The 21,626-nt window shown below is 73.5% G+C and carries 23 protein-coding genes; 7 read left to right on the top strand and 16 right to left on the bottom strand.

Annotation, left to right across the window (positions count from 1 at the left end; translation table 11 throughout):
* Positions 1 to 21: 21 nt before the first annotated feature.
* From AB0B97_RS29465 to AB0B97_RS29445, 5 genes are all read right to left on the bottom strand, one after another.
* A complete protein-coding gene (locus AB0B97_RS29465) occupies positions 22 to 1,278 on the bottom strand; it encodes a PQQ-binding-like beta-propeller repeat protein (protein WP_357498243.1) in 1,257 nt (418 codons plus the stop codon).
* Between the two features lie 85 nt (positions 1,279 to 1,363).
* Positions 1,364 to 1,846 carry an SRPBCC family protein gene (locus AB0B97_RS29460; protein ID WP_234583393.1) on the bottom strand — a complete coding sequence of 161 codons (483 nt, stop codon included), beginning with the start codon at positions 1,844 to 1,846 and terminating at the stop codon, positions 1,364 to 1,366.
* Between the two features lie 140 nt (positions 1,847 to 1,986).
* Complete coding sequence (locus tag AB0B97_RS29455; RefSeq protein WP_007466013.1) at positions 1,987 to 2,196, bottom strand: DUF397 domain-containing protein; 210 nt, start codon at positions 2,194 to 2,196, stop codon at positions 1,987 to 1,989.
* A 343-nt stretch (positions 2,197 to 2,539) separates the two neighbouring features.
* A complete protein-coding gene (fahA, locus tag AB0B97_RS29450; protein ID WP_357498240.1) occupies positions 2,540 to 3,736 on the bottom strand; it encodes a fumarylacetoacetase in 1,197 nt (398 codons plus the stop codon).
* On the bottom strand, positions 3,733 to 4,602 hold the full coding sequence (locus AB0B97_RS29445) for a hypothetical protein (RefSeq protein ID WP_357498238.1): 870 nt from the start codon (positions 4,600 to 4,602) through the stop codon (positions 3,733 to 3,735). Before AB0B97_RS29445 ends, fahA begins: the two co-directional genes overlap by 4 nt.
* A gap of 94 nt (positions 4,603 to 4,696) precedes the next feature.
* Here AB0B97_RS29445 and AB0B97_RS29440 point away from each other — a divergent pair, with 94 nt between their 5' ends.
* Positions 4,697 to 5,863, top strand: coding sequence for a homogentisate 1,2-dioxygenase domain-containing protein (locus AB0B97_RS29440; protein ID WP_357498236.1), 1,167 nt, complete (start codon positions 4,697 to 4,699; stop codon positions 5,861 to 5,863).
* A gap of 148 nt (positions 5,864 to 6,011) precedes the next feature.
* On the opposite strand, the gene AB0B97_RS29435 is transcribed toward AB0B97_RS29440, so the two are convergent.
* From AB0B97_RS29435 to AB0B97_RS29420, 4 genes are read right to left on the bottom strand one after another with little or no spacing between them, the layout of a single operon-like run.
* A complete protein-coding gene (locus AB0B97_RS29435; protein WP_357498234.1) occupies positions 6,012 to 7,040 on the bottom strand; it encodes a tetratricopeptide repeat protein in 1,029 nt (342 codons plus the stop codon).
* A gap of 10 nt (positions 7,041 to 7,050) precedes the next feature.
* A complete protein-coding gene (gene ispF, locus AB0B97_RS29430) occupies positions 7,051 to 7,536 on the bottom strand; it encodes a 2-C-methyl-D-erythritol 2,4-cyclodiphosphate synthase (RefSeq protein ID WP_234583409.1) in 486 nt (161 codons plus the stop codon).
* Between the two features lie 13 nt (positions 7,537 to 7,549).
* Positions 7,550 to 8,245: a 2-C-methyl-D-erythritol 4-phosphate cytidylyltransferase gene (gene ispD / locus AB0B97_RS29425; RefSeq protein WP_357498232.1), complete on the bottom strand. Its 696-nt coding sequence runs from the start codon at positions 8,243 to 8,245 to the stop codon at positions 7,550 to 7,552.
* Between the two features lie 56 nt (positions 8,246 to 8,301).
* The gene (locus AB0B97_RS29420) at positions 8,302 to 8,787 is read right to left on the bottom strand and encodes a CarD family transcriptional regulator (protein ID WP_007073334.1); all 486 of its coding nucleotides are present in this window, start codon (positions 8,785 to 8,787) and stop codon (positions 8,302 to 8,304) included.
* A gap of 329 nt (positions 8,788 to 9,116) precedes the next feature.
* Here AB0B97_RS29420 and AB0B97_RS29415 point away from each other — a divergent pair, with 329 nt between their 5' ends.
* Positions 9,117 to 9,794, top strand: a complete 678-nt coding sequence (locus AB0B97_RS29415; RefSeq protein ID WP_357498230.1) for a hypothetical protein — start codon at positions 9,117 to 9,119, stop codon at positions 9,792 to 9,794.
* 9 nt (positions 9,795 to 9,803) lie between these two features.
* Here AB0B97_RS29415 and AB0B97_RS29410 read toward each other — a convergent pair whose 3' ends face one another.
* From AB0B97_RS29410 to AB0B97_RS29395, 4 genes are all read right to left on the bottom strand, one after another.
* Positions 9,804 to 10,436 carry a hypothetical protein gene (locus AB0B97_RS29410; protein WP_357498228.1) on the bottom strand — a complete coding sequence of 211 codons (633 nt, stop codon included), beginning with the start codon at positions 10,434 to 10,436 and terminating at the stop codon, positions 9,804 to 9,806.
* Between the two features lie 31 nt (positions 10,437 to 10,467).
* Positions 10,468 to 11,526, bottom strand: a complete 1,059-nt coding sequence (locus AB0B97_RS29405; protein WP_234583401.1) for a type III polyketide synthase — start codon at positions 11,524 to 11,526, stop codon at positions 10,468 to 10,470.
* Between the two features lie 85 nt (positions 11,527 to 11,611).
* The gene (locus tag AB0B97_RS29400; RefSeq protein ID WP_357498225.1) at positions 11,612 to 12,778 is read right to left on the bottom strand and encodes an acyl-CoA dehydrogenase family protein; all 1,167 of its coding nucleotides are present in this window, start codon (positions 12,776 to 12,778) and stop codon (positions 11,612 to 11,614) included.
* Positions 12,779 to 12,820: 42 nt separating this feature from the next.
* On the bottom strand, positions 12,821 to 13,594 hold the full coding sequence (locus AB0B97_RS29395) for a methyltransferase domain-containing protein (RefSeq protein WP_357498223.1): 774 nt from the start codon (positions 13,592 to 13,594) through the stop codon (positions 12,821 to 12,823).
* A 46-nt stretch (positions 13,595 to 13,640) separates the two neighbouring features.
* On the opposite strand from AB0B97_RS29395, the gene AB0B97_RS29390 reads away from it, so the two are divergent.
* The 4 genes from AB0B97_RS29390 (at position 13,641) to disA (ending at position 18,266) form a co-directional block, all read left to right on the top strand.
* On the top strand, positions 13,641 to 14,480 hold the full coding sequence (locus AB0B97_RS29390) for a UbiA family prenyltransferase (RefSeq protein WP_357498266.1): 840 nt from the start codon (positions 13,641 to 13,643) through the stop codon (positions 14,478 to 14,480).
* Positions 14,481 to 14,619: 139 nt separating this feature from the next.
* A complete protein-coding gene (locus AB0B97_RS29385) occupies positions 14,620 to 15,408 on the top strand; it encodes a hypothetical protein (RefSeq protein ID WP_357498221.1) in 789 nt (262 codons plus the stop codon).
* A gap of 87 nt (positions 15,409 to 15,495) precedes the next feature.
* A complete protein-coding gene (gene radA / locus AB0B97_RS29380; RefSeq protein ID WP_357498219.1) occupies positions 15,496 to 16,953 on the top strand; it encodes a DNA repair protein RadA in 1,458 nt (485 codons plus the stop codon).
* Positions 16,954 to 17,084: 131 nt separating this feature from the next.
* Entirely contained in the window at positions 17,085 to 18,266 is a 1,182-nt protein-coding gene (gene disA, locus AB0B97_RS29375) for a DNA integrity scanning diadenylate cyclase DisA (protein WP_007466050.1), read from the top strand.
* Between the two features lie 6 nt (positions 18,267 to 18,272).
* On the opposite strand, the gene AB0B97_RS29370 is transcribed toward disA, so the two are convergent.
* The 3 genes from AB0B97_RS29370 to AB0B97_RS29360 form a co-directional block, all read right to left on the bottom strand.
* The gene (locus AB0B97_RS29370; RefSeq protein ID WP_234587519.1) at positions 18,273 to 19,019 is read right to left on the bottom strand and encodes a hypothetical protein; all 747 of its coding nucleotides are present in this window, start codon (positions 19,017 to 19,019) and stop codon (positions 18,273 to 18,275) included.
* A gap of 118 nt (positions 19,020 to 19,137) precedes the next feature.
* Positions 19,138 to 19,734 (bottom strand): peptide deformylase, encoded by a 597-nt coding sequence (locus AB0B97_RS29365; RefSeq protein WP_357498217.1) that lies wholly within the window; start codon positions 19,732 to 19,734, stop codon positions 19,138 to 19,140.
* Complete coding sequence (locus tag AB0B97_RS29360) at positions 19,731 to 20,243, bottom strand: ACT domain-containing protein (RefSeq protein WP_234587514.1); 513 nt, start codon at positions 20,241 to 20,243, stop codon at positions 19,731 to 19,733. Before AB0B97_RS29360 ends, AB0B97_RS29365 begins: the two co-directional genes overlap by 4 nt.
* A gap of 96 nt (positions 20,244 to 20,339) precedes the next feature.
* Between AB0B97_RS29360 and AB0B97_RS29355 the strand changes: the two genes are divergently transcribed.
* Positions 20,340 to 21,251, top strand: coding sequence for an A/G-specific adenine glycosylase (locus AB0B97_RS29355; protein ID WP_357498215.1), 912 nt, complete (start codon positions 20,340 to 20,342; stop codon positions 21,249 to 21,251).
* Positions 21,252 to 21,626 lie beyond the last annotated feature (375 nt).

Raw genomic sequence — 21,626 nt, 5'->3', positions numbered from 1 at the left:
TTTCATGACCCGGTGCCCCGATCAGGTGGCGGCCAGGATCACCGCCTCGGAGGTCAGGTAGTAGCGCTGGTCGTCGCCGTTCGGGTCGACCGGCTCGCGCAGCCGTTCCACCGCGACGTAGCCGTCCTCGGCCCAGACCGCCCCGGGCGCCCAGCCCGTGCCGTCCGAGCCCACGTTGAGCGTGTAACGGGAGAGCAGCGCCCCGGTCACCGGGTCGAGTGTCACCAGCTCGTTGGCCTCGGTCAGCAGATGCGCCCGGCCGGGCTGCACCGCGAGCACCCGCGCCGGTCCCAGGCCGGCGAAACGCCACAGCTCGGCGCCCGTCCGCGCCGACCGCCCCACCGCCACCCCGTCGACGACGGCGATGGCCTGGTCACCGGCCAGCGTGGCCCCGGCCGGGTCCAGCGCGGGCGCGGCCAGCGGCCCGCCACCGCCCAGCAGCCAGCCCCGGCCACCGGCGTCCCCGGGGCCTGCGGTCCGCAGGCCCAGACAACCCGACCGGCCGGTACGACAACCGAGTGGAGTGACCACCAGCCGATCCGGGCCGCCCGGCGGTCGCCAACGCTCGCCCACCACACCCGTCGCGGCATCCCGGAACTCGACAGTGGCCGGCCCGGCGCAGGCGTCCAGGCCGATCACCTGCCCGGTCGCCGTGGTGCCGAGGTCGCTGCGGCAGGCGCCGGGCAGATCGGCTCGCCACAGTTCCCGACCGCCGGCCACCTCCACCCCGCGGGCCTGCGTGTCACCGGTGACCGTCAGCACCGTCCGGCCGTCCGCCAGGTCGGTGAGGAGGAGCCCGCGCGCGTCCCAGACCGTCGCGGCCCCGGTCCGCCGGATCACCTCCGGGTTCTTGGCGGGCACCGGACCGTCGGCCCGCCACCGCACCCGCCCGGTCGACGCGTCGAGCGCGACGAGCCGGCCGTCGGACCAGCGACTGATCACTGTGCTGCCGCTCGCCACCACCCCGGTCAGCTCCGCCGGCCAGCGCCGGTACGACCAGTACGGCGTTGTCCGGTGCCGCCCGTCGACCGGGCGGTCGGCGTAGACCTGGCGGTGTGCGGCGTACACCCGCAGCCTGCCGTCCACGATCAACGGGGCGACCGGCAGCCGACCGACCACACCTGCGGCCGGCCGGGGCGCGGCCGGATACGCGCCGTGCGCCGGCGTGCTCACCTCGGCCGGCGCGAGCACCCGGTGGACGATGACCGCGACGGCTGCCACGGCGAGCAGCACCACCGCCGCCAGCACGAGCCGTCGTCGGCCCCTCGGGAACCCCATGCCGCACCTCCGCCCGGCACCCTACCCAGCGCAACCGACCGGACCCCGGCCAGGTTGTCCGGGGCGCGGTGCGCGGGCGAACGGGTCAGGCGGCCTCGACCGAGCCGAGAGTGCCGGCCGCGACGGCCAGGTCGGCGAGGTCGCGCCGGAGCGCCACCTCGACCGCCCGGGCGGCGAGGCCACCGAGCAGCAGCGCCACCACCCGGCCGTACGGATCGGTGGGCACGGCCTCCTGGGTGACGGTGACCGCCGTGCGGGCGCGGCGGCGACGTCGGACCGGCCGCAGGCTCCAGGTGATCCGGTAGTCCGCGCCGGCACCTGAGGAACAGAGCACCAGACGCTGCGGCGCGAGCGCCTCCACCACCAGAAACTCCTCGGTGAGGGTGCCGCCGCCCGGCTGGGCGCGCGCCTCGCGCCAGGCGGTGCCCGGTCCGAACGGGCCCGGGGTCAGCACCTCGACCGGGCCGGCCGCGCTGAGGCGGGTGGCCCGGCCGGGCAGGTCGGTCAGCAGACGCCAGACATCGACAGCGTGCGCCTCGATGAACCCGGTAACCGCCACCGTCGACATGCCACCCTCCCGTGTCGTCGACGGTACGCGCGGTGCGGGCCGGACGAGGCCCCCGGACGGAATTTTCACCGTCCGGAGGCCCCGTTGTCCGTTCCGGCTGTCGCCTGGCACCGATCGTGCACGAATGCCCGGCGTGCCGGTCAGCGGTCGAAGCGACCACCCCTGATCGCGCCGATGAACGCTGTCCACCCCGGCGGGCTGACGGCCAGCGTGGGTCCGGCCTGGTCCTTCGAGTCGCGCAGAGCGACCAGACCGAGGACGTCGACCAGGTTGTCCGCAACCTCCACGCAGAGCCCCTGGTCGTTGGAACGGCTGCTGGTGCGCCAGAGCGCTCCGGTGAGATCGTGCATCGTCGTTACCTCCGTGTGCGTCGGGATGCCCCACCACCCGCGGCCGGGCGCGCTCCGGCGGTACGGGTGGCACGGCGACGTGGTCCGCGTGACCAACGGGGTAACCAGGCTTGGTGATCGCACAGGCGGTGCGATCACGAGTCTCATCGATGGGACGGCCCGACGGGCAGGCGCTCAGGCGGCTCCGACGCGGGCCGAGGTGAACCGGCGGACCCTTTGCTCTGCTTCAACGGACGCAACAGCGAGCGGCCCCAGGTGTTGCGTCCGTTGAAGCAGAGCAAGGGAAGCCGACGTCGCGTCAGGTGGCAGGCGGGCCGGGCGCAGGCCCGCGGGACGGGCCGACTCAGCGGGCCGGGCGGACCGTTCCGGTGACCTCGCCGAGGGCGATTGTGGTGCCGTCCGGGCCGGGCGCGGTGGCGGTGATGGTGACCGTGTCGCCGTCGGCCAGGAAGGTACGGCTCTCGGTGCCGACCTTCGCGGGCTCGGCCCCGCCCCACGTCAGTTCCAGGAAGGAGCCGACCTGGGAACGGTCCGGGCCGGAGACGGTGCCCGAGGCGTACAGGTCGCCGGTCCGCAGGGACGCGCCGTTGACGGTGAGGTGCGCCAACTGTTGCGCCGGGGTCCAGTACATGGTGGCGAACGGCGGTTCGCTGACCCGTTCGCCGTTCCACTCGACCGCCAGGCGCAGGTCGAGCCCCAGGTGCGGCACGTCGCGCAGGTAGTCGACGACCGGCGGGTCCTGCTCCGGAGCCGGCACGAAGGCCTCGGCCAGCGCGTCCAACGGCGTCACCCAGGCCGAAACCGAGGTGGCGAAGGACTTGCCGAGGAACGGGCCGAGCGGCTGGTACTCCCAAGCCTGGATGTCGCGGGCCGACCAGTCGTTGACCAGCACCACTCCGAAGACGTGGTCGGCGAAGTCGTCGACGGACACCCGGGCCCCCAGCGGGCTGGGCACACCGACCACGAAACCGACCTCGGCCTCGATGTCGAGGCGTACCGACGGGCCGGTGACCGGACCCTCGGCGGACGCCCGCTGGCCGGTGGGCCGGACCACGGGCGTGCCGGAGACGACGACGGTGCCCGCGCGGCCGTGGTAGCCGATCGGCAGGTGCTTCCAGTTGGGCAGCAGCGGCGGCTGACCGGGGCGGAAGATCTGCCCGACGTTCGAGGCGTGGTGCTCGGAGGAGTAGAAGTCGACGTAGTCGGCCACCTCGAACGGAAGCAGCAGCTCCACGTCGGCCAGGGGCACCAGCAGCGGTTCCACAGCCGACCGGTGCGCCGGGTCGGTCAGCAGCTCGACGATCCGCTGACGCACCGCCGTCCACTGCGGACGCCCCAACGCCATGAAGTCGTTGAGGGTGGGCCGGCACAGCGCGCCAGCGGCCACCACCAGCTCGGCGGTCTCGGCACCGGCCAGGTCGAACACCCACGACCCGATCCGTACGCCGATCCGCGGCTCGTCCCCGCCTGCGGAGAACACCCCGTACGGCAGGTTCGTCACCCCGTACGGCGAACCGTCAACGCCGGTCACCCAGGTCATGCGTCGTGCCCCCCGTTCACCAGCCCCAGCCGGATCAGATCGGTAAGTGGTTCCAGGATGCTGCACGAGCCGAAGCCGACCCAGAGTGGGCGCGGCGCGTCCAGCCGTTCGTTGGCGCGTTCGAGCAGCGGGCGCGGGTCGAGCGCGGTCAGCAGCTCGGCGACCACCCGCACGCCCGCCCCGTCGGCCGCGGCGAGCGTCGCGGCCAGCACGTTGGCGTACCCGTGGTGGGTGAACCCGGTCTCCGGGTCGAGGTGTCGCACGGCCTGGTGCAGCCCGGCGGTCAGCTTGAACGGCAGGTTCCGGTCCCGGCAGGCGCAGATCACGGCGGCCAGCTCGGCCGGCGTGGGGAACAGTTCGGCGGCCAGGCCGCCGGTGCGGAACTTGGCGGCGATCGGCACGCCGTCGGCGCGGGCGGCGGCGACCGCGTCGAGGGCGCCCATCAGCCCGAAGGTCAGCGGCAGCTCGGCGTAGACGGCGTCGACGTCCGGCAGTTCCTCGGTCAGCCGCAGCAGCTCGGCGATGCCGGGCAGCGGGTTCTCGCCCCGCTTGGCGACGGCCACCTCGACCTGGCGTGCGGTAACGCCGTCGGGTGCCAGGAACGAGAGCGCGAAGGGTAGACGACCGATACCGGTGTCACCGATCAGCCCGATCACCAGACCCTCGGCCGGGTCGACGAGACCGCTCAGCTCACCGGCCGCGACTGTCGAGGCGGGGATGAGCAGCGGGCCCACCAGGTCGGCGTACCAGGCGGCGCGGTGCCGGCGGTGGGCGGCCAGGGCGTCGGGCAGCGCGGCGCTGCCCGGAGGGAAGACGGCGGCGTCGTCCACCAGGCCGTGAAGGAGCGCGGGCACCTGCGTTGACACGGAACAAGAATGTACGGGACGCTACAAGGAACGGACAACAGCGTCCGATTATCGGACGCCTCTGGCCGGTGAACGGGATATATCGGGAGGCGAGATGCCGTACTACCGCAGCGTCGGCGAGGTGCCGCGCAAGCGCCACACCCAGTTCCGCCAGCCCGACGGCAGCCTCTACGCCGAGGAGCTGATGGGCCAGGAGGGCTTCTCCTCCGACTCGTCCCTGCTCTACCACCGGCACGCCCCCACGGCGATCCTGGCCGCCGACGAGTTCACCCCGCCGACGTTCACCCGTGCGCCGAACCTGCCGCTCAAGCCGCGCCACCTGCGCACCCACAAGCTCGACGCGGGCGGCGCCGACCCGATCCTCGGCCGGCAGTACCTGCTCGCCAACGACGACGTCCGCATCGGGTACGTCCTCGCCGACCGGCCCTCCCCGCTGTTCCGCGACGCCACCGGTGACCACTGCCTCTACGTCGAGGCGGGCACCCTGCGGGTCGAGTCGCCGTTCGGCGCGCTGGACGCGGTCGCCGGCGACTACGTCGTCATCCCCACCTCGACCATCCACCGGCTGGTGCCCACCGGCGACCAGCCCGTCCGGCTGCTCACCGTCGAGGCGGCCGGGCACATCGGTCCACCCAAGCGCTACCTCTCCGTCCGCGGCCAGTTCCTGGAGCACTCGCCGTACTGCGAGCGCGACGTCCGCGGCCCGGACGCCCCGCTGCTCGTCGACGGCGAGGAGGTCGAGGTGCTGGTCCGCCACCGTCGTGGCTGGACCCGCTACGTGTACGCCAACCACCCGTTCGACGTGGTCGGCTGGGACGGGCACCTCTACCCGTGGGCGTTCTCCATCCACGACTTCGAGCCGATCACCGGCCGCATCCACCAGCCCCCGCCCGTGCACCAGACCTTCCAGGGCCCCAACTTCGTCATCTGCTCGTTCGTGCCCCGCAAGGTCGATTACCACCCGCAGTCGATCCCGGTGCCGTACAACCACCACAACGTCGACTCGGACGAGATGCTCTTCTACACCGGCGGGAACTACGAGGCCCGACGCGGCTCCGGCATCGAGCAGGGCTCCATCTCGCTGCACCCGTCCGGCTTCACCCACGGCCCTCAGCCGGGCGCCGCCGAACGCTCCATCGGCGCGGACCACTTCGACGAGCTGGCAGTCATGGTGGACACCTTCCGGCCCCTCGACCTGTGCGACGCGGCGCGCGCCTGCGAGGACGAGGGGTACGCCTGGACGTGGGCACGTTCTGTTTAGTCGCCCTTTGGGTTTTCGCCGGAGCCCGCCCGCTCTGGGCGGTCAGGCTTGATCCCGACGCGGGCGGGCTCCGGCGAAAACCCTGACCTGGGCGAGCTGAACGACGCTTGTTGAGCTGTTGTGGTGTTGCCGAAGGTGGGGTGCCTGGTCAGCGGAAGGTTGTTCTGGTGAAGACGGCGAACTCGGCTATCGCGGTGGCGACGATCGCCAGCACCAGCGGCCACGGCGAGCCGACCACCGCGTACACGAGCAGCAGCACCGGCGCGGCGGCCACCGCGTAGATCGCCAGGGCCATCGTGCGGTCCGAATGCAGCATGGCGGGCAGGACGGTCCGGGTGAGCCCCGGCAGCCGCGCCGCGAGCTGCCAGACCACGACGCCGCCCGTGAGGGCCGCGAGCACCGCCAGCACACGGGAGAACCCGTCGCTCGTCGAGGCCGCGAACGCCACCACCACCGCGGCGACCAGTGACCAGCCCGCACCGTAGAGCACCAGGCGGCGCAGGCCGTACGCGAGGGTCCGCGGGGAGTCGACCCGGCTCGGGCCCATCGTCACCGCTTCCGCCACGTGCGCCAACGCCTCGGACCAGCGACGCTGCTCCAGGTGCAGGACACCGACGCCGTGCTCGACCTCGCTGAGGCGCGGATCGAGCCGGAGCGCCTCCCGGTAGGCCCGCTCGGCCAGGTCGAACAGCTCCAGCCGGGCCGCGACCAGGCTGAGCACCAGGTGCGCCTGCGCCTCCTGCGGGGCCAGCTCAACCCCCCGCCAGGCCGCGTTCAGCGCCGGCTGCCCGTTGCGCGAGTCGGCCAGGATCGCCGCCGCGCTGCGCTGGGCGTACGCGTCGGTCGGCCCGAGCGCCAGCAGCCGGTCGGCGGTGGCCGCCGCGTCGGCGTAGCGCCCCAGGTCGACAAGCGCCATGGCCCGGACGACGAGCGCCGGCAGGGCCTGCGGTGCGGCGGCCACTGCCGCGTCGGCGGCGGCGAGCGCGTCGGCCGGCCGGTCGGCGACGAGATGCACCCGGGCCAGCATGGTGAGGGCCTGCGAATCCGCGGGCTTCAGCGCGAGCCCTTCGGTCAGCTCGCCAGCCGCCTCGTCGTGGCGTCCCAGCTCGGCGAGGAGCTGGGCGCGTTCGAGATAGCCGTCGCCGGCGAACCGGTCGGGGGCGGGTTCGGTGGACATCGCGGCGAGCCTAGGCGGCCGGCGCGTCGTACACCAGGGCCACCGCGATGCCCGCCAGACCTTCCTCACGGCCGGCGAAACCGAGCCCGTCGGTGGTCGCGGCGGAGACGGTGACCGGGGCGCCGACAGCGTCGGAGAGCACCTGCTGGGCCTCGTCCCGACGGCGGCCGATCTTGGGACGGTTGCCGACGATCTGCACGGAGACGTTGCCGATCTCCAAGCCGGCGGCCCGCACCCGGCGGGCCGTCTCGGCCAGCAGCGCCACGCCGGACGCCCCGGCCCACTCCGGCTGGTCCACGCCGAAGGCGGCGCCGAGATCACCGAGGCCGGCGGCGGAGAGCAGCGCGTTGCAGGCGGCGTGGGCGGCGACGTCGGCGTCCGAGTGCCCGGCGAGACCGTCCTGGTCGGGCCAGAGCAGGCCGGCCACCCAGCAGGGCCGACCCGGCTCGAACGCGTGCACATCGGTGCCGATGGCCACCCGAGGAACGATCATGATCAGAGGTTACGCGTCAGCCGGCGGCGGCGAGCAGGTGCTCCGCCAACGCCAGGTCGAACGGACGGGTGATCTTCAGGGCGTACTCCGAGCCGGGCACGCAGCTCACGGCGATGCCCTGCTTCTCGACCAGGCCGGCGTCGTCGGTGAGCGGGTCGCCGGCCGCGGCGTGCGCGGCGGTCAGGACCGGCCGGCGGAAGCCCTGCGGGGTCTGCACCGCCCGCAGGGCGGCCCGGTCGACGGTGCCCAGCACCACCTCGTCCGCGCCGACCTCCTTGATCGTGTCGACGACCGGCAGGACGGGAATCACCGCGGCCCGGCCACCCCGGACGGCGGCGGCGACCGATTCGACCAACTCGGGCGGGGTCAACGCTCGGGCGGCATCGTGCACCAGGATGATCGTCGGGCCGGCCGGCACCGCCGCCAGCGCGGCGGCGACCGAGGCCTGCCGCTCGGCGCCACCCGGCACCACGATCACCGGAGCCACCGGCGCCAGCAGTTCACGGACGCCCACCACCTCAGCGGCGGGCGCGGCCACCACTATCGTGTGCACCGACGCCGCGGCGGCGAGCCGGCGTACGGCGTGCACCAGCAGCGGCTCGCCAGCGAGCAGGCGCAGCGCCTTGGGTCGGCCGGGACCGAGCCGTACGCCGGCACCCGCCGCAGGCACGAGGACCGCGACGTCACCGCGCGGATTGAGCTGCGCGGTCACGTCGCGGTCCTCGGTGGTTTCTTCGCTACGAAGTGGGTACGACGATGCTGTGCGGACTAGGCCTCGGTGAGGACCTTGTCGAGCAGCGTCTCCGCCTCGTCCTTGGTGCTCTTCTCAGCCAGCGCGACCTCGCCGACGAGAATGTCGCGGGCCTTGGCCAGCATCCGCTTCTCGCCTGCGGAGAGGCCCCGCTCCCGCTCCCGGCGCCACAGGTCACGCACGACCTCGGCGACCTTCAGCGGGTTGCCGGAGGCCAGCTTTTCCAGGTTGGCCTTGTAACGCCGCGACCAGTTGGTCGGCTCCTCGGTGTGCGGAGCCCGGAGAACGTCGAAGACCTTACCGAGGCCCTCTTCGCCGACCACCTCACGGACGCCCACGATCTCGGCGTTCTCGGCCGGCACCCGGACCGTCAGGTCACCCTGCGCGACCCTCAGGACGAGATACTGCTTGGGCTCGCCCTTGATGACCCGAGTCTCGATTGCCTCGATGAGTGCGGCCCCGTGGTGGGGGTAAACAACGGTCTCGCCGACACTGAAAACCATAGGTTCGAAACCCCTTTCGCTGTGTCTAGGGTAACACGCTCAGGCAACGATGTCTCACCGATGTCCTGACCGTTGGCGCAGCTCAGGGGCCCTGTGAGAGGTCTTTCTTCAGCTTGACAGGCGGTCAAACCGATGGTTCGAACACGCTCCGTAACGCACGGATGACTTCCCGGTACGGGTGAACAGAACGTCGAGATCAAGGGCAATGCGCTCCTCCCATGGTATCCCGCCCGGCGGAAACGCGCCCAGGTGTAGCGGGAGGTGCCCCCGGTGCGGGACGCTGGAGTCCGAGCCGCACTCCGCTCTCGAGACGCTTCGGAGGGGGTCCGATGGGCAAGCCGGACGCAGAGGGCCACGGGCCTCCCTACGGCCTGCCCGACCTGCCACCCGAGTGGGGCCGCGTCGTCGTCCCCGACGACGCTTCGGCCCTGGCGAGCGAGGCGGCCGCGGTGCGCCGCGAGCTGCGCCGCGCGGCCGGCCGCCACACCGGGCACCGCGCCCTCACCCTGCCGCTGCTGGTCCTGCTGGTGGCGATGCTCACCACCGTGGCCGGCCTGGTCGCCGTGACCTGGCCCCGCGTCGGCCGGGGCACCGACCGACCCACCCCGACGCCCTCGACGCCGCCCGTGACGCTCACCGGCCAGCCGCTGCCCGCGCTGGACCTGGTCGACGCCGGGCAGGCGCCGGTGCCGCTGCGTGGCCTGCTGCCCGCCATGATCATCCTCGTGGACGACTGCGGCTGCCCGGACGTCGTCACCGAGGCCGTGGCGGCGGCGCCCGCCGGTGTCACAGTCGTCACCGTTACCGAGGGACGGGCTGTCGCGACCGCACCGCCGGCCAGGGGCGTCCGGGCGCTGGCGGATCCCGCTGGTGGGCTGCGCTCGTTCCTCGGGCCCGGCGCCGCGAACGCGCTGCTGGTCGACCGCACCGGCGTGGTGACCCGGGTGCTGCCGGACCCGGGGTCTGTCGACGCGTACCAGGACGACCTGATCTCCCTGGCCCGCTGAGCGGTCGTCCTAGGCGGGGGGCAGCGCGACGAGCTGCGCCTGGACGTCGATGGGCTCGTCACCGGCGGTCGACAGGGTCACCCCGAACGGCCCCCCGCCGGGCAGCACCTCAGCGGAGGCCAGCGTGCCGTCGCAGTCGATGCGCGGCGGGCCGGCGATCCCGGCCCCCGTGCTCGTCACCGCCAGCGTGCCCGGTCGGGTGCACCGGTACTGCAGCAGATAGCGCGAGCCGTCGTCGGACGACTGACGCGTCACCTCCTGGCCGGGGGTGAGCTCCCGCTGCTCCCGCCAGACCGTGGCGCGGAACGAGGGCAGGTCACTCCCGGGAGAGAGCACGCCCTGATCGTCGCCGAGGTCGACGACAGCGCCCGTCGCCGGGTCGACAAGCGAGGACCCGCGCTCCACCCGGACGGCCTCGCCCGTTTCGGGATCCACCCGCACCGTCACCCGTCCCTCGGGCACACCACGGGCCAGGACACGCTCCAACTCGGTGCTGACGCTCGGCTCGGCGCTCGGTACGCCCACCGGCCCGGCCATCGGTGCGGGCGCGGCGGCATGCCACCACCAGCCGCCGACCACCAGCGCGGCCAGGGTCACCCCGGCCAGCACCGCCGACCGCAGCCGGTCCTCCGCCGCATCCATGTGGTGAGCGTACCGGTCGGGTCGCCGGCGCTCAGTCCTGTCGATCGAGCAGGGCGGCGTACAGGGTGAGGCCCGGACCGAACGCCAGCATGAGGACCCGCCGGGGCGCCGGAGTCGAACGGCCCAGCCGGTCCAGGATCAGCAGGACTGTCGGCGACGAGCAGTTGCCGTGCTCGTCGAGCGTCGCCCGGGACGCGGCCAACGCCTCCGGCGGCAGGGCCAGTTCCCGCTCCACCACGTTGAGGATGCGGGGCCCACCCGGATGCACCGCCCAGCCGTCCACGTCGGAACTGACGCCGCCGTGCCGGGCCAACAGGTCATCCACCAGCCCCCGGACGTGCCGGGAGAGGACCTGGGGCACCTTCGGCGACAGCCCCATCCGGAACCCCGCGTCGGTGACGTCCCAGGTCATGTGGTCGGCGGTCGAGGTGTCGGTGACCGACGTGACCTCGCGCAACGCGTACCCCCGACCGCCGGGCACCAGCACGGCGGCGACCGCCGCGTCCGAGAAGAGCGCGTGCGACACGATCTGCTGGGTGTCCACCCGGGCGGTGGACGGCTGGATGTGCAGGCTGGTCAGCTCCGCGCAGAGCAGCAGCGCCGGCCGGCCCCGGGCGGTCACGAAGTCACTCGCCGCGCCCAACCCCGGAAGCGCCGCGTAGCAGCCCATGTGGCCGACGAACATCCGCTGCGTGTCCGCTGCCATGCCCAGGTCGCGGGCGAGCAGGATGTCCAGCCCCGGGGTGGCGTACCCGGTGCAGGAGCAGACGATGAACAGCCCGATGTCGCTGGCGTCCAGACCGGCGGCCGTCAGCGCACGCCCCACCGCCTCCTTGCCGAGCGGCAGCGCCTCCACCTGGTACCGACGCATCCGGCGCTCGGTCGGCCAGTCCGAGACGTCCTCGAGCAGCGGGTTGACCGCGGCCTGCCGTCGGGTCACCCCCGAGTTCGCGAAGATCCGCTGGGCCAACGACCGGGTGGTGCCGGTGAAGTGCCGGGAGAAGAAGCCCTCCCACAACTCGTCCTGCGAAGCGGACGGCGGCTGTGCTGTCCCGAGCCCCGCGATCACTGGTACGGACACGATCCCCACCTCTCGTCAGACGCTGTCCTCCCCCTGGCCGTCCCACCGGCCACCTCGGCCGGCCCCTCCCCCGTACGTGTAACGCCGCGCGGGCTCACCAACGCGGTACCGATGCGTCGCGATCCGGGTCCCCGCCCAGAGCGGCGATGCCCAGCCAGTCGGCGCAGACGTCCGAGGTGGCCGGGTGCAGCGAGCCGCAGCGGGCGTCCCGGTAGAGCCGCTCCAACGGGTGACCACGCCGGGTCGCCGACGTCCCCGCCGCCTCCAGCATCGACGCCGCCACCTCGGCGGCAGTGGTGCCGGCCAGCAGCTTCGCCCGCCACACCCAGCGGTTGGTCTCCGCGTCTCCCGGGGCGTCGTCCACCCGGCGGGCCGCCTCGGCCACCACCAGTTGGGCCGCCGCGGTCGCCGCGTCCGCCCGGCCCAGCCGCGCCCGCACCGCCGGCAGGCCGGCCAGGTTGCGGGCGTTGAGATGCTCGGCCGCCGCGTCGATCGCCGCCCGGGCCACCCCCACGTAGACGGCCGCGTAACTGGCCACCAGCCAGTGCGGCATCAGTTGGGCGACCACCAGCGCCAGCCCTTCCACCCCGCCGAGCAGCCGGTCGGCCGGCACGGTGACGTCCAGGTGCAGGTCGTGCGACGACGTGGCGCGCATGCCGAGGGCGTCCCAGGTCGGCTCGACGCTCAGACCGTCACCGGCCGGCACCAGGAACTGCGACACCACCGACTGGTCGGCGGAGCTGCGCGCGGCCACCAGGTAACCGTCGGCGTGCCCGGCACCGGAGCAGAACGTCTTGCTGCCCTTGAGGTGCCACCCCTCGTCGGTCGCCTCGTAGACCGTGCTCAACGCCGAGAGTCGCGCACCGGCGCCGCGCTCGCTCATCGCCACGGCGTACCAGGAGCCCTCCGCGGCGGCGGTGAGCAGTCGGTCCCGGGCGGCAAGCGCCTCGTCCGGCACACCCAGGGCCTCGGCCAATTCCTCGGTGACCGCGCCCAGCGCGCCCGTCACCGAGGCGTGCATGTTGAACACCAGCGCGGTCGCGCCGTTGCCCCGGGCAAGTTCGGTGGCGACCGCGGCGTACTCGGCGAAGCTGGCGCCCAGGCCACCCAGCGCGCGGGGCAACATCAGCCCGAACAGGCCGGCGTCCCGCAGGTCGCGGAAGTCGTCGACCGGAAAGGAGCCGTCCCGGTCGTGCTCCGCCGCCCGCGCGGCGAACCGCGGCGCCAACCGGCGGGCCGCCTCAAGCGCGTGCACCGTCATATCGCTTCCTCCTCGGCGTCCCATACCCCGCCACGAAGCCGACTATCCTCTGCGGACCCCCTGGCCCTGGTACAGCACGGCGGTGGACCGCGTCGGCACGATGCGCGGGACCCGGCCCGTCGACGTCGCGCCCGGCGTCCGCGCCGCGCGCGCCCGGCGCACCAGCCAGCCGACCAGGCCGCCGACCTGCGGACGGATGCCGCGCAGACGCAGCTCGACACCGTGCCGGGCGCACTCGGCCACCAGCGCGCGAGCGTCCACGAACAACCGTGGATCGTGGATGCCACGCGGCACGGTCGGCAGCCGCTCGGCGATCCGTACCGCGACCAGCCGGGCCAGCGTCGTGTCGTTGAGCGTGTCCAGCACCAGCAGGCCGCCCGGGCGCAGCAGCCGGCACGCCTCGGCCACCGCGCGCGGCCAGTCCGGAACATGTTCCAGCAGCTCACCGGCCGAGACCACGTCGGCGCACCCGTCCGGCAGCGGCACCGCGGTGACATCACCCTGGACCACGCGCACCCCGTGCCCGGCGGCCTGGACCAGCGCCGAGCGGGTCAGGTCGACACCGACGTGCCGGTATCCCTTGCCGGCGAGGTGCGGCGCGAGCAGCCCGGCGCCGCAACCCAGATCGACAAGGACCGCGCCCGGGCGGGTCGCCGGCGGCACGAGCGCCGCGCGGGCCTCGGCCAGCCAGTGCAGCATCGCGAACGCGCCATCGGGCCGCCACCACTCGCCGGCCAGGTCGTCGTACTGGCGCGGGTCGTTGCGCGGCAGCACCCGGGGACCGGTGGACGCCGCGGCCGCAGCCACGTCTCGCATGGCACCGAGCGTGGCACGACTGCTCGGTAACGACCAGACTTCCCTTATGTCGTCGAGGGTGTTAGGGCTGGTCAGAGCGAGCCATCCGGAACCGGCCGTCGCAGTGACCACGGTGTCCGGTCTGCTGGCCTGGGGAGTGGGGCACCGGCCGTCGGGAATCGTCTCGGTGGTGCTCGCCGTACTCGCCAGCCAGCTCGCCGTCGGCTGGACCAACGACGCGTTGGACGCCGAGCGGGACGCCACTGTGGGGCGTACCGACAAACCGGTCGCCGCCGGCGCGGTGGGCCGGCGCGTCACGGCCTGGGCCGCGGCGGCGGCCGCGCTGGCCTGCCCGCTGCTGGCGCTGACCACGAACCCTCCGGCGGCGCTCTGGCTGACTGTCGCCCTCGTCTCCGCGCTGCTCTACGACTGGCCGCTCAAGGCCACCGTCTTCTCGGTGGTGCCGTACGCCGTGTCCTTCGGCGCGTTGCCCGGCTTCGTGGTGCTGGCGCTGCCCGGCGAGCCGACCCCGCCGGCCTGGCTGCTGGCGGCGGCGGCCTGCCTGGGGGCCGGCGCGCACTTCGCCAACGTGCTGCCGGACCTGGCCGACGACGCCCGGACGGGGGTACGCGGTCTGCCGCACCGCCTCGGCGCGGCGGGCAGCCGGGCGGCCGCCGCGGGCCTGCTGCTCGCCGCGACCGCCATCCTGGTCCTCGGGCCGCCCGGGCCGCCGTCGGCCCTCGGGCTGGCGGCGGTCGGCACGGCCGCCGTCGTGCCGCCACTGAGCTGGTACGCCGGACGCTCGGCGGCCCGGGCGGGCCGGCGGCCGGTGTCCGCCTTCCGGGCGGTCATGCTGGTGGCCCTCATCGACGTCGTTCTGCTGGTGGCGAGCGGTCGGGTGGTGTGACGGGCACCCGGAAAGGTGGCATTGCCGGGTCCCCGTGCGGGCCTCGATCAGCTCCAACTACCCTGGAGCGCGGTCTGCGCGGGTATGGCCACCGTGCCCGGCGTGCGGCCGGGTGGGGATCGTAACGAGGAGGACCGACGTGACGCGCTCGATCAGGGGATCCCGGCGGGCGGCCCTGCTGCTGTCCGGGATGGCGGCGGCTACCAGCCTGCTCGCGTCCGGATGCGGCGCCGGCCAGATCGCCGAGACGGCTTTGAAGGAGCCGTCGGTCCAGGGCGTCAACCTCACGACCCCCAACGGCGCCTACTCGGTGCGTGGTCTGCTGGTCACCTACCCGGGCACCGAGGGTTACCGGGCCGGTCAGGACGCCCCGCTCAACGCCGTGATCTACAACGATTCGAAGAGCACCGTGACGGTCACCGTCACCACCCAGAGCGCGCGCGAGGTGTTGATCTCGGGTGGTTCGGCGAGCCCGACGCCGTCGGCCTCCGAGTCGGCGTCCGCCACTCCGTCGGCCTCCGCGTCCGGCTCGGCCACCCCGTCGGCGCCCGAGTCCCGCTCGGCCAGCCCGTCGGCGACCCCGTCCGAGACCGGTTCGTCGTCGGCGACGCCGTCGGCCCCGGAGTCGGCGCGGGCATCGGGTTCGGCGAGCGCCGACGCGCCGGGTCAGCCCGCCCGGATCGAGCTGGCCCCGCTGAGCTACCTCCAGCTCAACTCGGAAGCCACCACCCAGCTGCGGCTGGTCGGCCTGACCGAGGCGCTGCGCTCCGGCCAGAACGTCGTCGTGACCTTCGACTTCGGCAACGGCAACACGGTCACCGGCCAGGCGCCGATCGCCGTCCCGCTCACCCCGGCCGCGCCCGCCTCGCCGATCATCGAGCGTGAGGGCGGCTACGAGGGCGACGAGGGCGGCACCACCCACGGCTGACCCCGACCCCGACATCGACGAACACCCCGGCGTGGGAACCACCACGCCGGGGTGTTTTCGTCGTACGAGAGGGCTAGCGTCCCTGTGGTGACCACCTCCCGAACGACCTCTGGCCGTGGCGGCACGGCCGGTGCCGCCCGCGGCCGGTCCGCCACCCGCGACCCGCGTCCGGCGTACGAGTGCGACGCCTGCGGGCACCAGCCGCCCAAGTGGGTGGGTCGCTGCCCGGAGTGCGGCGAGTGGGGCTCGGTGGTCGAGTCCACGGTGACCGGCCCGACCGTCTCCGGTCGGGTGGTGAGCTCCCGGCTGCCGGCCGAGCCGGCCCGGCCGATCGCCACCATCAGCGCCGCTCCGGCCCGCGCCCGGCCCACCGGCGTGAGTGAGCTCGACCGGGTGCTCGGCGGTGGGCTGGTCCCCGGTGCCGTGGTGCTGCTCGCCGGCGAGCCCGGCGTGGGCAAGTCGACCCTTCTGCTCGACGTGGCACAGCAGTGGGCGGTGGGCGCCGGCAGCCCTTCCCTGGTGGTCAGCGGCGAAGAGTCGGTAAGCCAGGTCCGGCTGCGTGCCGAGCGGATGGGCACCCTGCACGACCAGCTCTACCTGGCAGCCGAGAGCGACCTGGCCTCGGTGCTCGGGCACCTCGACGCGGTCAAGCCCGGCCTGCTGGTGCTCGACTCGGTGCAGACCATCTCGACGACCGGCACCGAGGGCGTGCCCGGTGGCGTCACCCAGGTGCGCGCGGTCACCGCCGCCCTGGTCTCGGTCGCCAAGGAACGGGGCATCGCCACCGTGCTGGTCGGCCACGTCACCAAGGACGGCCAGGTGGCCGGGCCCCGGGTGCTGGAGCACCTGGTCGACGTGGTGCTGCACTTCGAGGGCGACAAGCACTCCTCGCTGCGGCTGGTGCGGGGCGTCAAGAACCGGTTCGGCGCGGCCGACGAGGTCGGCTGCTTCGAGATGCACGAGGGCGGCATCAGCAGCCTGGCCGATCCGTCCGGGCTGTTCCTCACCCGCTACTCCGAACCCGTGCCCGGCACCTGCGTGACAGTGGCCATGGAGGGGCGGCGGGCCCTCGTCACCGAGGTGCAGGCCCTGATCGGCGCGACTGTTGCCGGTTCACCCCGTCGTACGGTCTCCGGCCTCGACTCCGCGCGCCTGGCCATGGTGCTCGCGGTGCTGCAACGGCGTACCGAGCGGTTGACCCTGCACGACCGTGAGGTCTTCGCGGCCACCGTGGGCGGCATCCGGGTGGTGGAGCCGGCGGCCGACCTCGCGGTCGCGCTGGCGGTCGCCTCCGGCGGGCTCAACCTGGCGATCGCGCCGCACCTCGTGGCGATCGGCGAGGTGGGGTTGACCGGCGAGGTGCGCCGGGTGGGAGCGGTGCCGCGCCGGCTCGCCGAGGCGGCCCGCCTGGGGTTCAAGGTGGCGCTGGTGCCGGCCGGCTGTGGGCCGGCCAGCACGGGCGCCGGGCCCGACGGGATGCGGGTGACGGAGGTCACTGATGTCCGCTCCGCGCTGCACCATGCGGCCCGCGCGTCCGCTGAGTGACCGAGCGTGTCGACGCGAGCGGCGATACCGGACAGCATCGGCGCAAGTGGAAACGGTTCGAAGGGCGGCATCGTGACACATCACAGTAACCACGACAGCACCCACCGCACGGCAGTCCGTAGACTGTGCCCGTGCCGATCGACCGCGATACCACCAAGCCTGCCGGTGCGCCGCCCCAGGCCCGCACCGGCGCCGTGGGCTCGCCAGCCCGCCCGATCAGCGTGAGTGTGACCGCCGCTGCCGGGAGCGCCGGCGATCCGCTGCGGGCGAACCTCGCCCTGATGGCACCCGGCACCGCGCTGCGGGACGGGTTGGAGCGCATCCTGCGGGGGCGCACCGGCGCGCTCATCGTGCTCGGCTACGACAAGGTCGTCGAGGGTCTCTGCACCGGCGGCTTCCCGCTGGACGTCGAGTTCTCCGCGACCCGGGTGCGGGAGCTGTGCAAGATGGACGGGGCCGTGGTGCTCTCCAGCGACGGCACCCGCATCGTCCGGGCGGCCGTGCACCTGATGCCCGACCCGTCCATCCCGACGGAGGAGTCGGGCACCCGGCACCGCACCGCGGAGCGGGTCGCCCGGCAGACCGGCTACCCGGTGATCTCGGTCAGCCAGTCGATGCGGATCATCAGCCTCTACGTCAACGGTCAGCGGCACGTGCTGGACGACTCGGCGGCGATCCTGTCCCGGGCCAACCAGGCGCTGGCCACCCTCGAGCGGTACAAGCTGCGCCTGGACGAGGTCTCCGGCACGCTCTCCGCGCTCGAGATCGAAGACCTGGTCACCGTGCGGGATGCGGTGGCAGTGGTGCAGCGTCTGGAGATGGTCCGCCGGATCGCCGACGAGATCGCCGGTTACGTCGTCGAGTTGGGCACCGACGGGCGACTGCTCGCCCTTCAGCTCGACGAGCTGATGGCCGGGGTCGACGCCGACCGCACGCTGGTCATCCGGGACTACCTCCCGGTCGGCCGCAAGTCCCGCACGCTGGACGAGGCGCTGGTCGAGCTGGATCTGCTCGGCGCCACCGAGCTGATCGACCTGGTGTCGGTCGCCAAGGCCATCGGCTACCCGGCCGCATCGGACGCGCTGGACGCCGCCGTCAGCCCGCGCGGCTTCCGGCTGCTGGCCAAGGTGCCGCGTCTGCCGGTGGCCGTGGTCGACCGCCTGGTGCTGCATTTCGGCAGCCTTCAGCGGCTGCTGGGCGCGACCGTGGAAGACCTGCAGGCTGTCGAGGGCGTGGGCGACGCCCGTGCCCGGGGCGTCCGGGAGGGCCTGTCCCGGCTCGCCGAGGCATCCATCCTGGAGCGGTACGTCTGATCCGGCTCAGCCGGTGATGGTGATCTTCACGGGTGCGCTGTACTTGGTGCCGACCCGCGCGAACACCTGGTACGTCCCGGCCGGCGGGAAGGGGCCGGCGGCCAGCCCGGCGCCGTCGCAGCGGGTGGTGTCCCGCCCGTTCCAGCCCACCTGGTAGGAGCGCTCGAACCCGGGCGTGAAGGACTGCACATCCGAGCCCTGGACCTTGCCGCAGGTGTCCGAGGACCACACCTTCTCGGCGCCGGCCTTGATGAAGATCTCCTGAAGGTCGGCGCCGACGTTGCGGCTGCACGTCCGCTGCGAAGTGTTCTTGATCTTCAGTTGCAGGTCGACCACCGCACCGCGCTGGACCGACGTGGGCCGCGCCACCGAGGTCACGCTGATCTCCGCGTCGGTGCAGGTGCCGTCGTCGACCGACCCGGCCGCGCCCGGCGGCGGGTCGTTGCTGGTGGTCTCGGGGCTCGGGTCCGTGGTGTTCGGACCGGCCGACCCGTCCGGAGCATTCGACTCGGCGGGCGCGGACGCCGACGGCGCCCCGGTCTGCGGGCTCAACAGCGGACCGCCCGGCCCGGGACTCGCCGTGGACGTCGGAGTCGACGTCGAGCCCGCCCCCGCATTCGGTTTGTCGCCGGAGCGGCTCGACCCGGTGCAGGAGTAGAGCAGGACAATCAGGAAAAGAAGCCCCGCTCCGAGTACGACGGCGCGACGCCGCCAGTACACGGCGGGTGGCAGGGGGCCGACCGTCAGACGCATGATGCCCCCCACCGTAGCCGCGCGGCACCCACCAGCCCGTCACGACGCGCCGGAGCGTCACCGGGCCACCGTGGCCAATCTCCACAAAGGACGGAAGCGCCGACAGTCCGCGGCCCGCTCAGAGGTACACCTTGCGCTGGTAGACGGCGTGCGCGCCGGCCACCCGATCCAGGAAGAGCAGCCCCGCGCAATGGTCGATCTCGTGCTGCAACGCCCGCGCCTCGAAGCCGTCCGTCACCAACCGGACCGCCGCGCCGGTGCCCGGCAGGTCACCCTCCACCACCAGCCGACTGGCCCGCTTCACATCCCCGGTCAGGTCCGGCACCGACATGCACCCCTCCCGGCCCGGCTTCCAACGGGTCGCCTCGACCACCCGGGCGTTGCAGAGCACGAAGGTGCCGTGCACGGTGACCGCCTTCGGATGCCCCGTCACGTCGACGGCGAAGACCCGCGCAGGCACACCGACCTGCGGCGCCGCCAACCCCACGCAGCCCGGCGACACCCGCATCGTGGCGACCAGGTCGGCGGCCAGCCGGACCGTCTCCTCGGCCGTCGGATCGACATCGTCCCCGGCCCGGCTCAACACCGGATGCGGGGCCGAGACCACGGCCCGCACCTCGCCCGCCACCGCCAGCGACTCCGGCGTCCAGTTCCCCAGACCGGCGTACGCCTCGACGTCCCGGCCGGCGTCCGGCCCGCTCCGCCCCTCGCTCACAGCAGATCCGGGTCTGCCGGCCGGAGGGTGACCTCGACCCCCAACTCGGCGGCCGTCCGGTGCAGCCGTCCCGTCACCGCCTCGGCCACCCCCGCCGGCAACTCGACCTCGGCCAACACCACGTAGAGCGAACCCGCCAGGCGGGTGCTCAGGTCGGTCACGTTGCCACCGGCGTCCACCAGCACCCGGGTCATCGCCGCGACGATGCCCATCCGGTCCGACCCGTGCACCGCAAGCACGTACGGCTCGCCGGCCGGGGCCACCTCACCGTCGGGCGTCACCGCGCGGACTGTCGCCAACAGCTGCCCCTCGGCGGCCAGCGGCGCCAGCGCCGCCTCCACACCTGCGGCGTCCGGCCCGGTGCAGATGAGGGTCATCGCGAAATGCCCCCGCAGGCGGGTCATCGTGCTGTCGGTGAGGTTCGCGCCCAGTTGGGCCAGCACCTCGGCGACGTCGGCCACGATGCCCGGCCGGTCCCGACCGATGACGGTGATCGCGAGCTCGTTCATCCGCGCATTCTGCCCGATCCGCCCACCGCCACCGCGACACCCCGCCCGAGCCGCCCATCCAGCGGGACCGGACCGCGTGACATCATCGACGGCGCCATGACTCAACCCGATTTCGCCACAGTGGTCAGCCGGTGGTTCCAGCAGCACGCCCGTGACCTGCCGTGGCGGGAACCCGGGGTCAGCCCGTGGGCCATCCTGGTCAGCGAGGTCATGCTCCAGCAGACCCCGGTCGTCCGGGTCGTGCCGGCCTGGCACGCCTGGCTGGCCCGCTGGCCCGACCCGGCCGCGCTGGCGGCCGACACCCCGGCCGAGGCGATCCGCATGTGGGGGCGCCTCGGCTATCCCCGCCGGGCCGTCCGACTGCGGGAGTGCGCGATAGCGATCGTGGACCGGCACGGCGGTCAGGTGCCGGACCGGTTGGAGCAGTTGCTGGCGCTGCCCGGCGTGGGCACCTACACGGCGCGTGCGGTGGCCGCGTTCGCGTACGGGCAGCGACATCCGGTGGTCGACACAAACGTACGACGGGTGGTCTGTCGCGCCGTTGCCGGTGAACCGGACGCCGGGCCGGTCACCCGACCCGCCGACCTGGTCGCCACCGAGGAGTTGCTGCCCGCGGAGCCCGCCGCCGCGGCACTGGCCAGCGCCGCGTTCATGGAGCTGGGAGCGGTGCTCTGCACGGCCCGGTCACCACGGTGCACGGCCTGCCCGATCGAGTCGGTCTGCGCGTGGCGGGCCTCCGGGCAGGCGCCGGCGACCGGCCCGACCCGCCGCCCCCAGCGGTACGCGGGCACCGACCGGCAGGTACGCGGACTGCTGCTCGGGGTGCTCCGGGAGACCACCGGGCCGGTCCCGCACCAGCGCCTCGACCAGGTCTGGACCGACGACGTGCAGCGCGCCCGGGCGTTGGCCGGCCTCGTACAGGACGGGCTGGTGGAACCGGTCGGCACCGACTCGTTCCGGCTGGCCGGCGACGGCCCGTCCCTGCCAACGGCCGACCTCACGACCTGACCTGCCCCCACCCCGCCCATCGTGCCCAGCGACCCGCTGGCCGCACATCCGCGCGCGCTCCAAGCCCGCCGCAGGCCCACACCGCGCTCGCCCACGCGCCTTCACGCCGCATGCCGCATGCCGCATGCCGCGCGCCGCTGGCAGCTCACCCCAAGATCGTGCTCGATCCTGGATGTAGTGGTGTCAGACCAGGCGGATGCCCCTACATCCTGGATCGAGCACGATCTTGCGGACGGAGGCCCCGTCGGAGGCCACAACATCAGGGAAACTGCTGCCTCCGGACGCCGTGAGGCGACACTTTCCCTGATGTTGCGCGAATCTTGCCGGCCGTGGCAGCGGCGACGGCGGGCGACGCGAGCGGGCGGGCGACGGCGA

The sequence above is a fragment of the Micromonospora sp. NPDC049004 genome (assembly GCF_040649315.1).
Classification (GTDB): Bacteria; Actinomycetota; Actinomycetes; order Mycobacteriales; family Micromonosporaceae; genus Micromonospora.
Note: the sequence above shows the minus strand (reverse complement) of the source record. Positions and strands in the feature narration are given on the sequence as shown.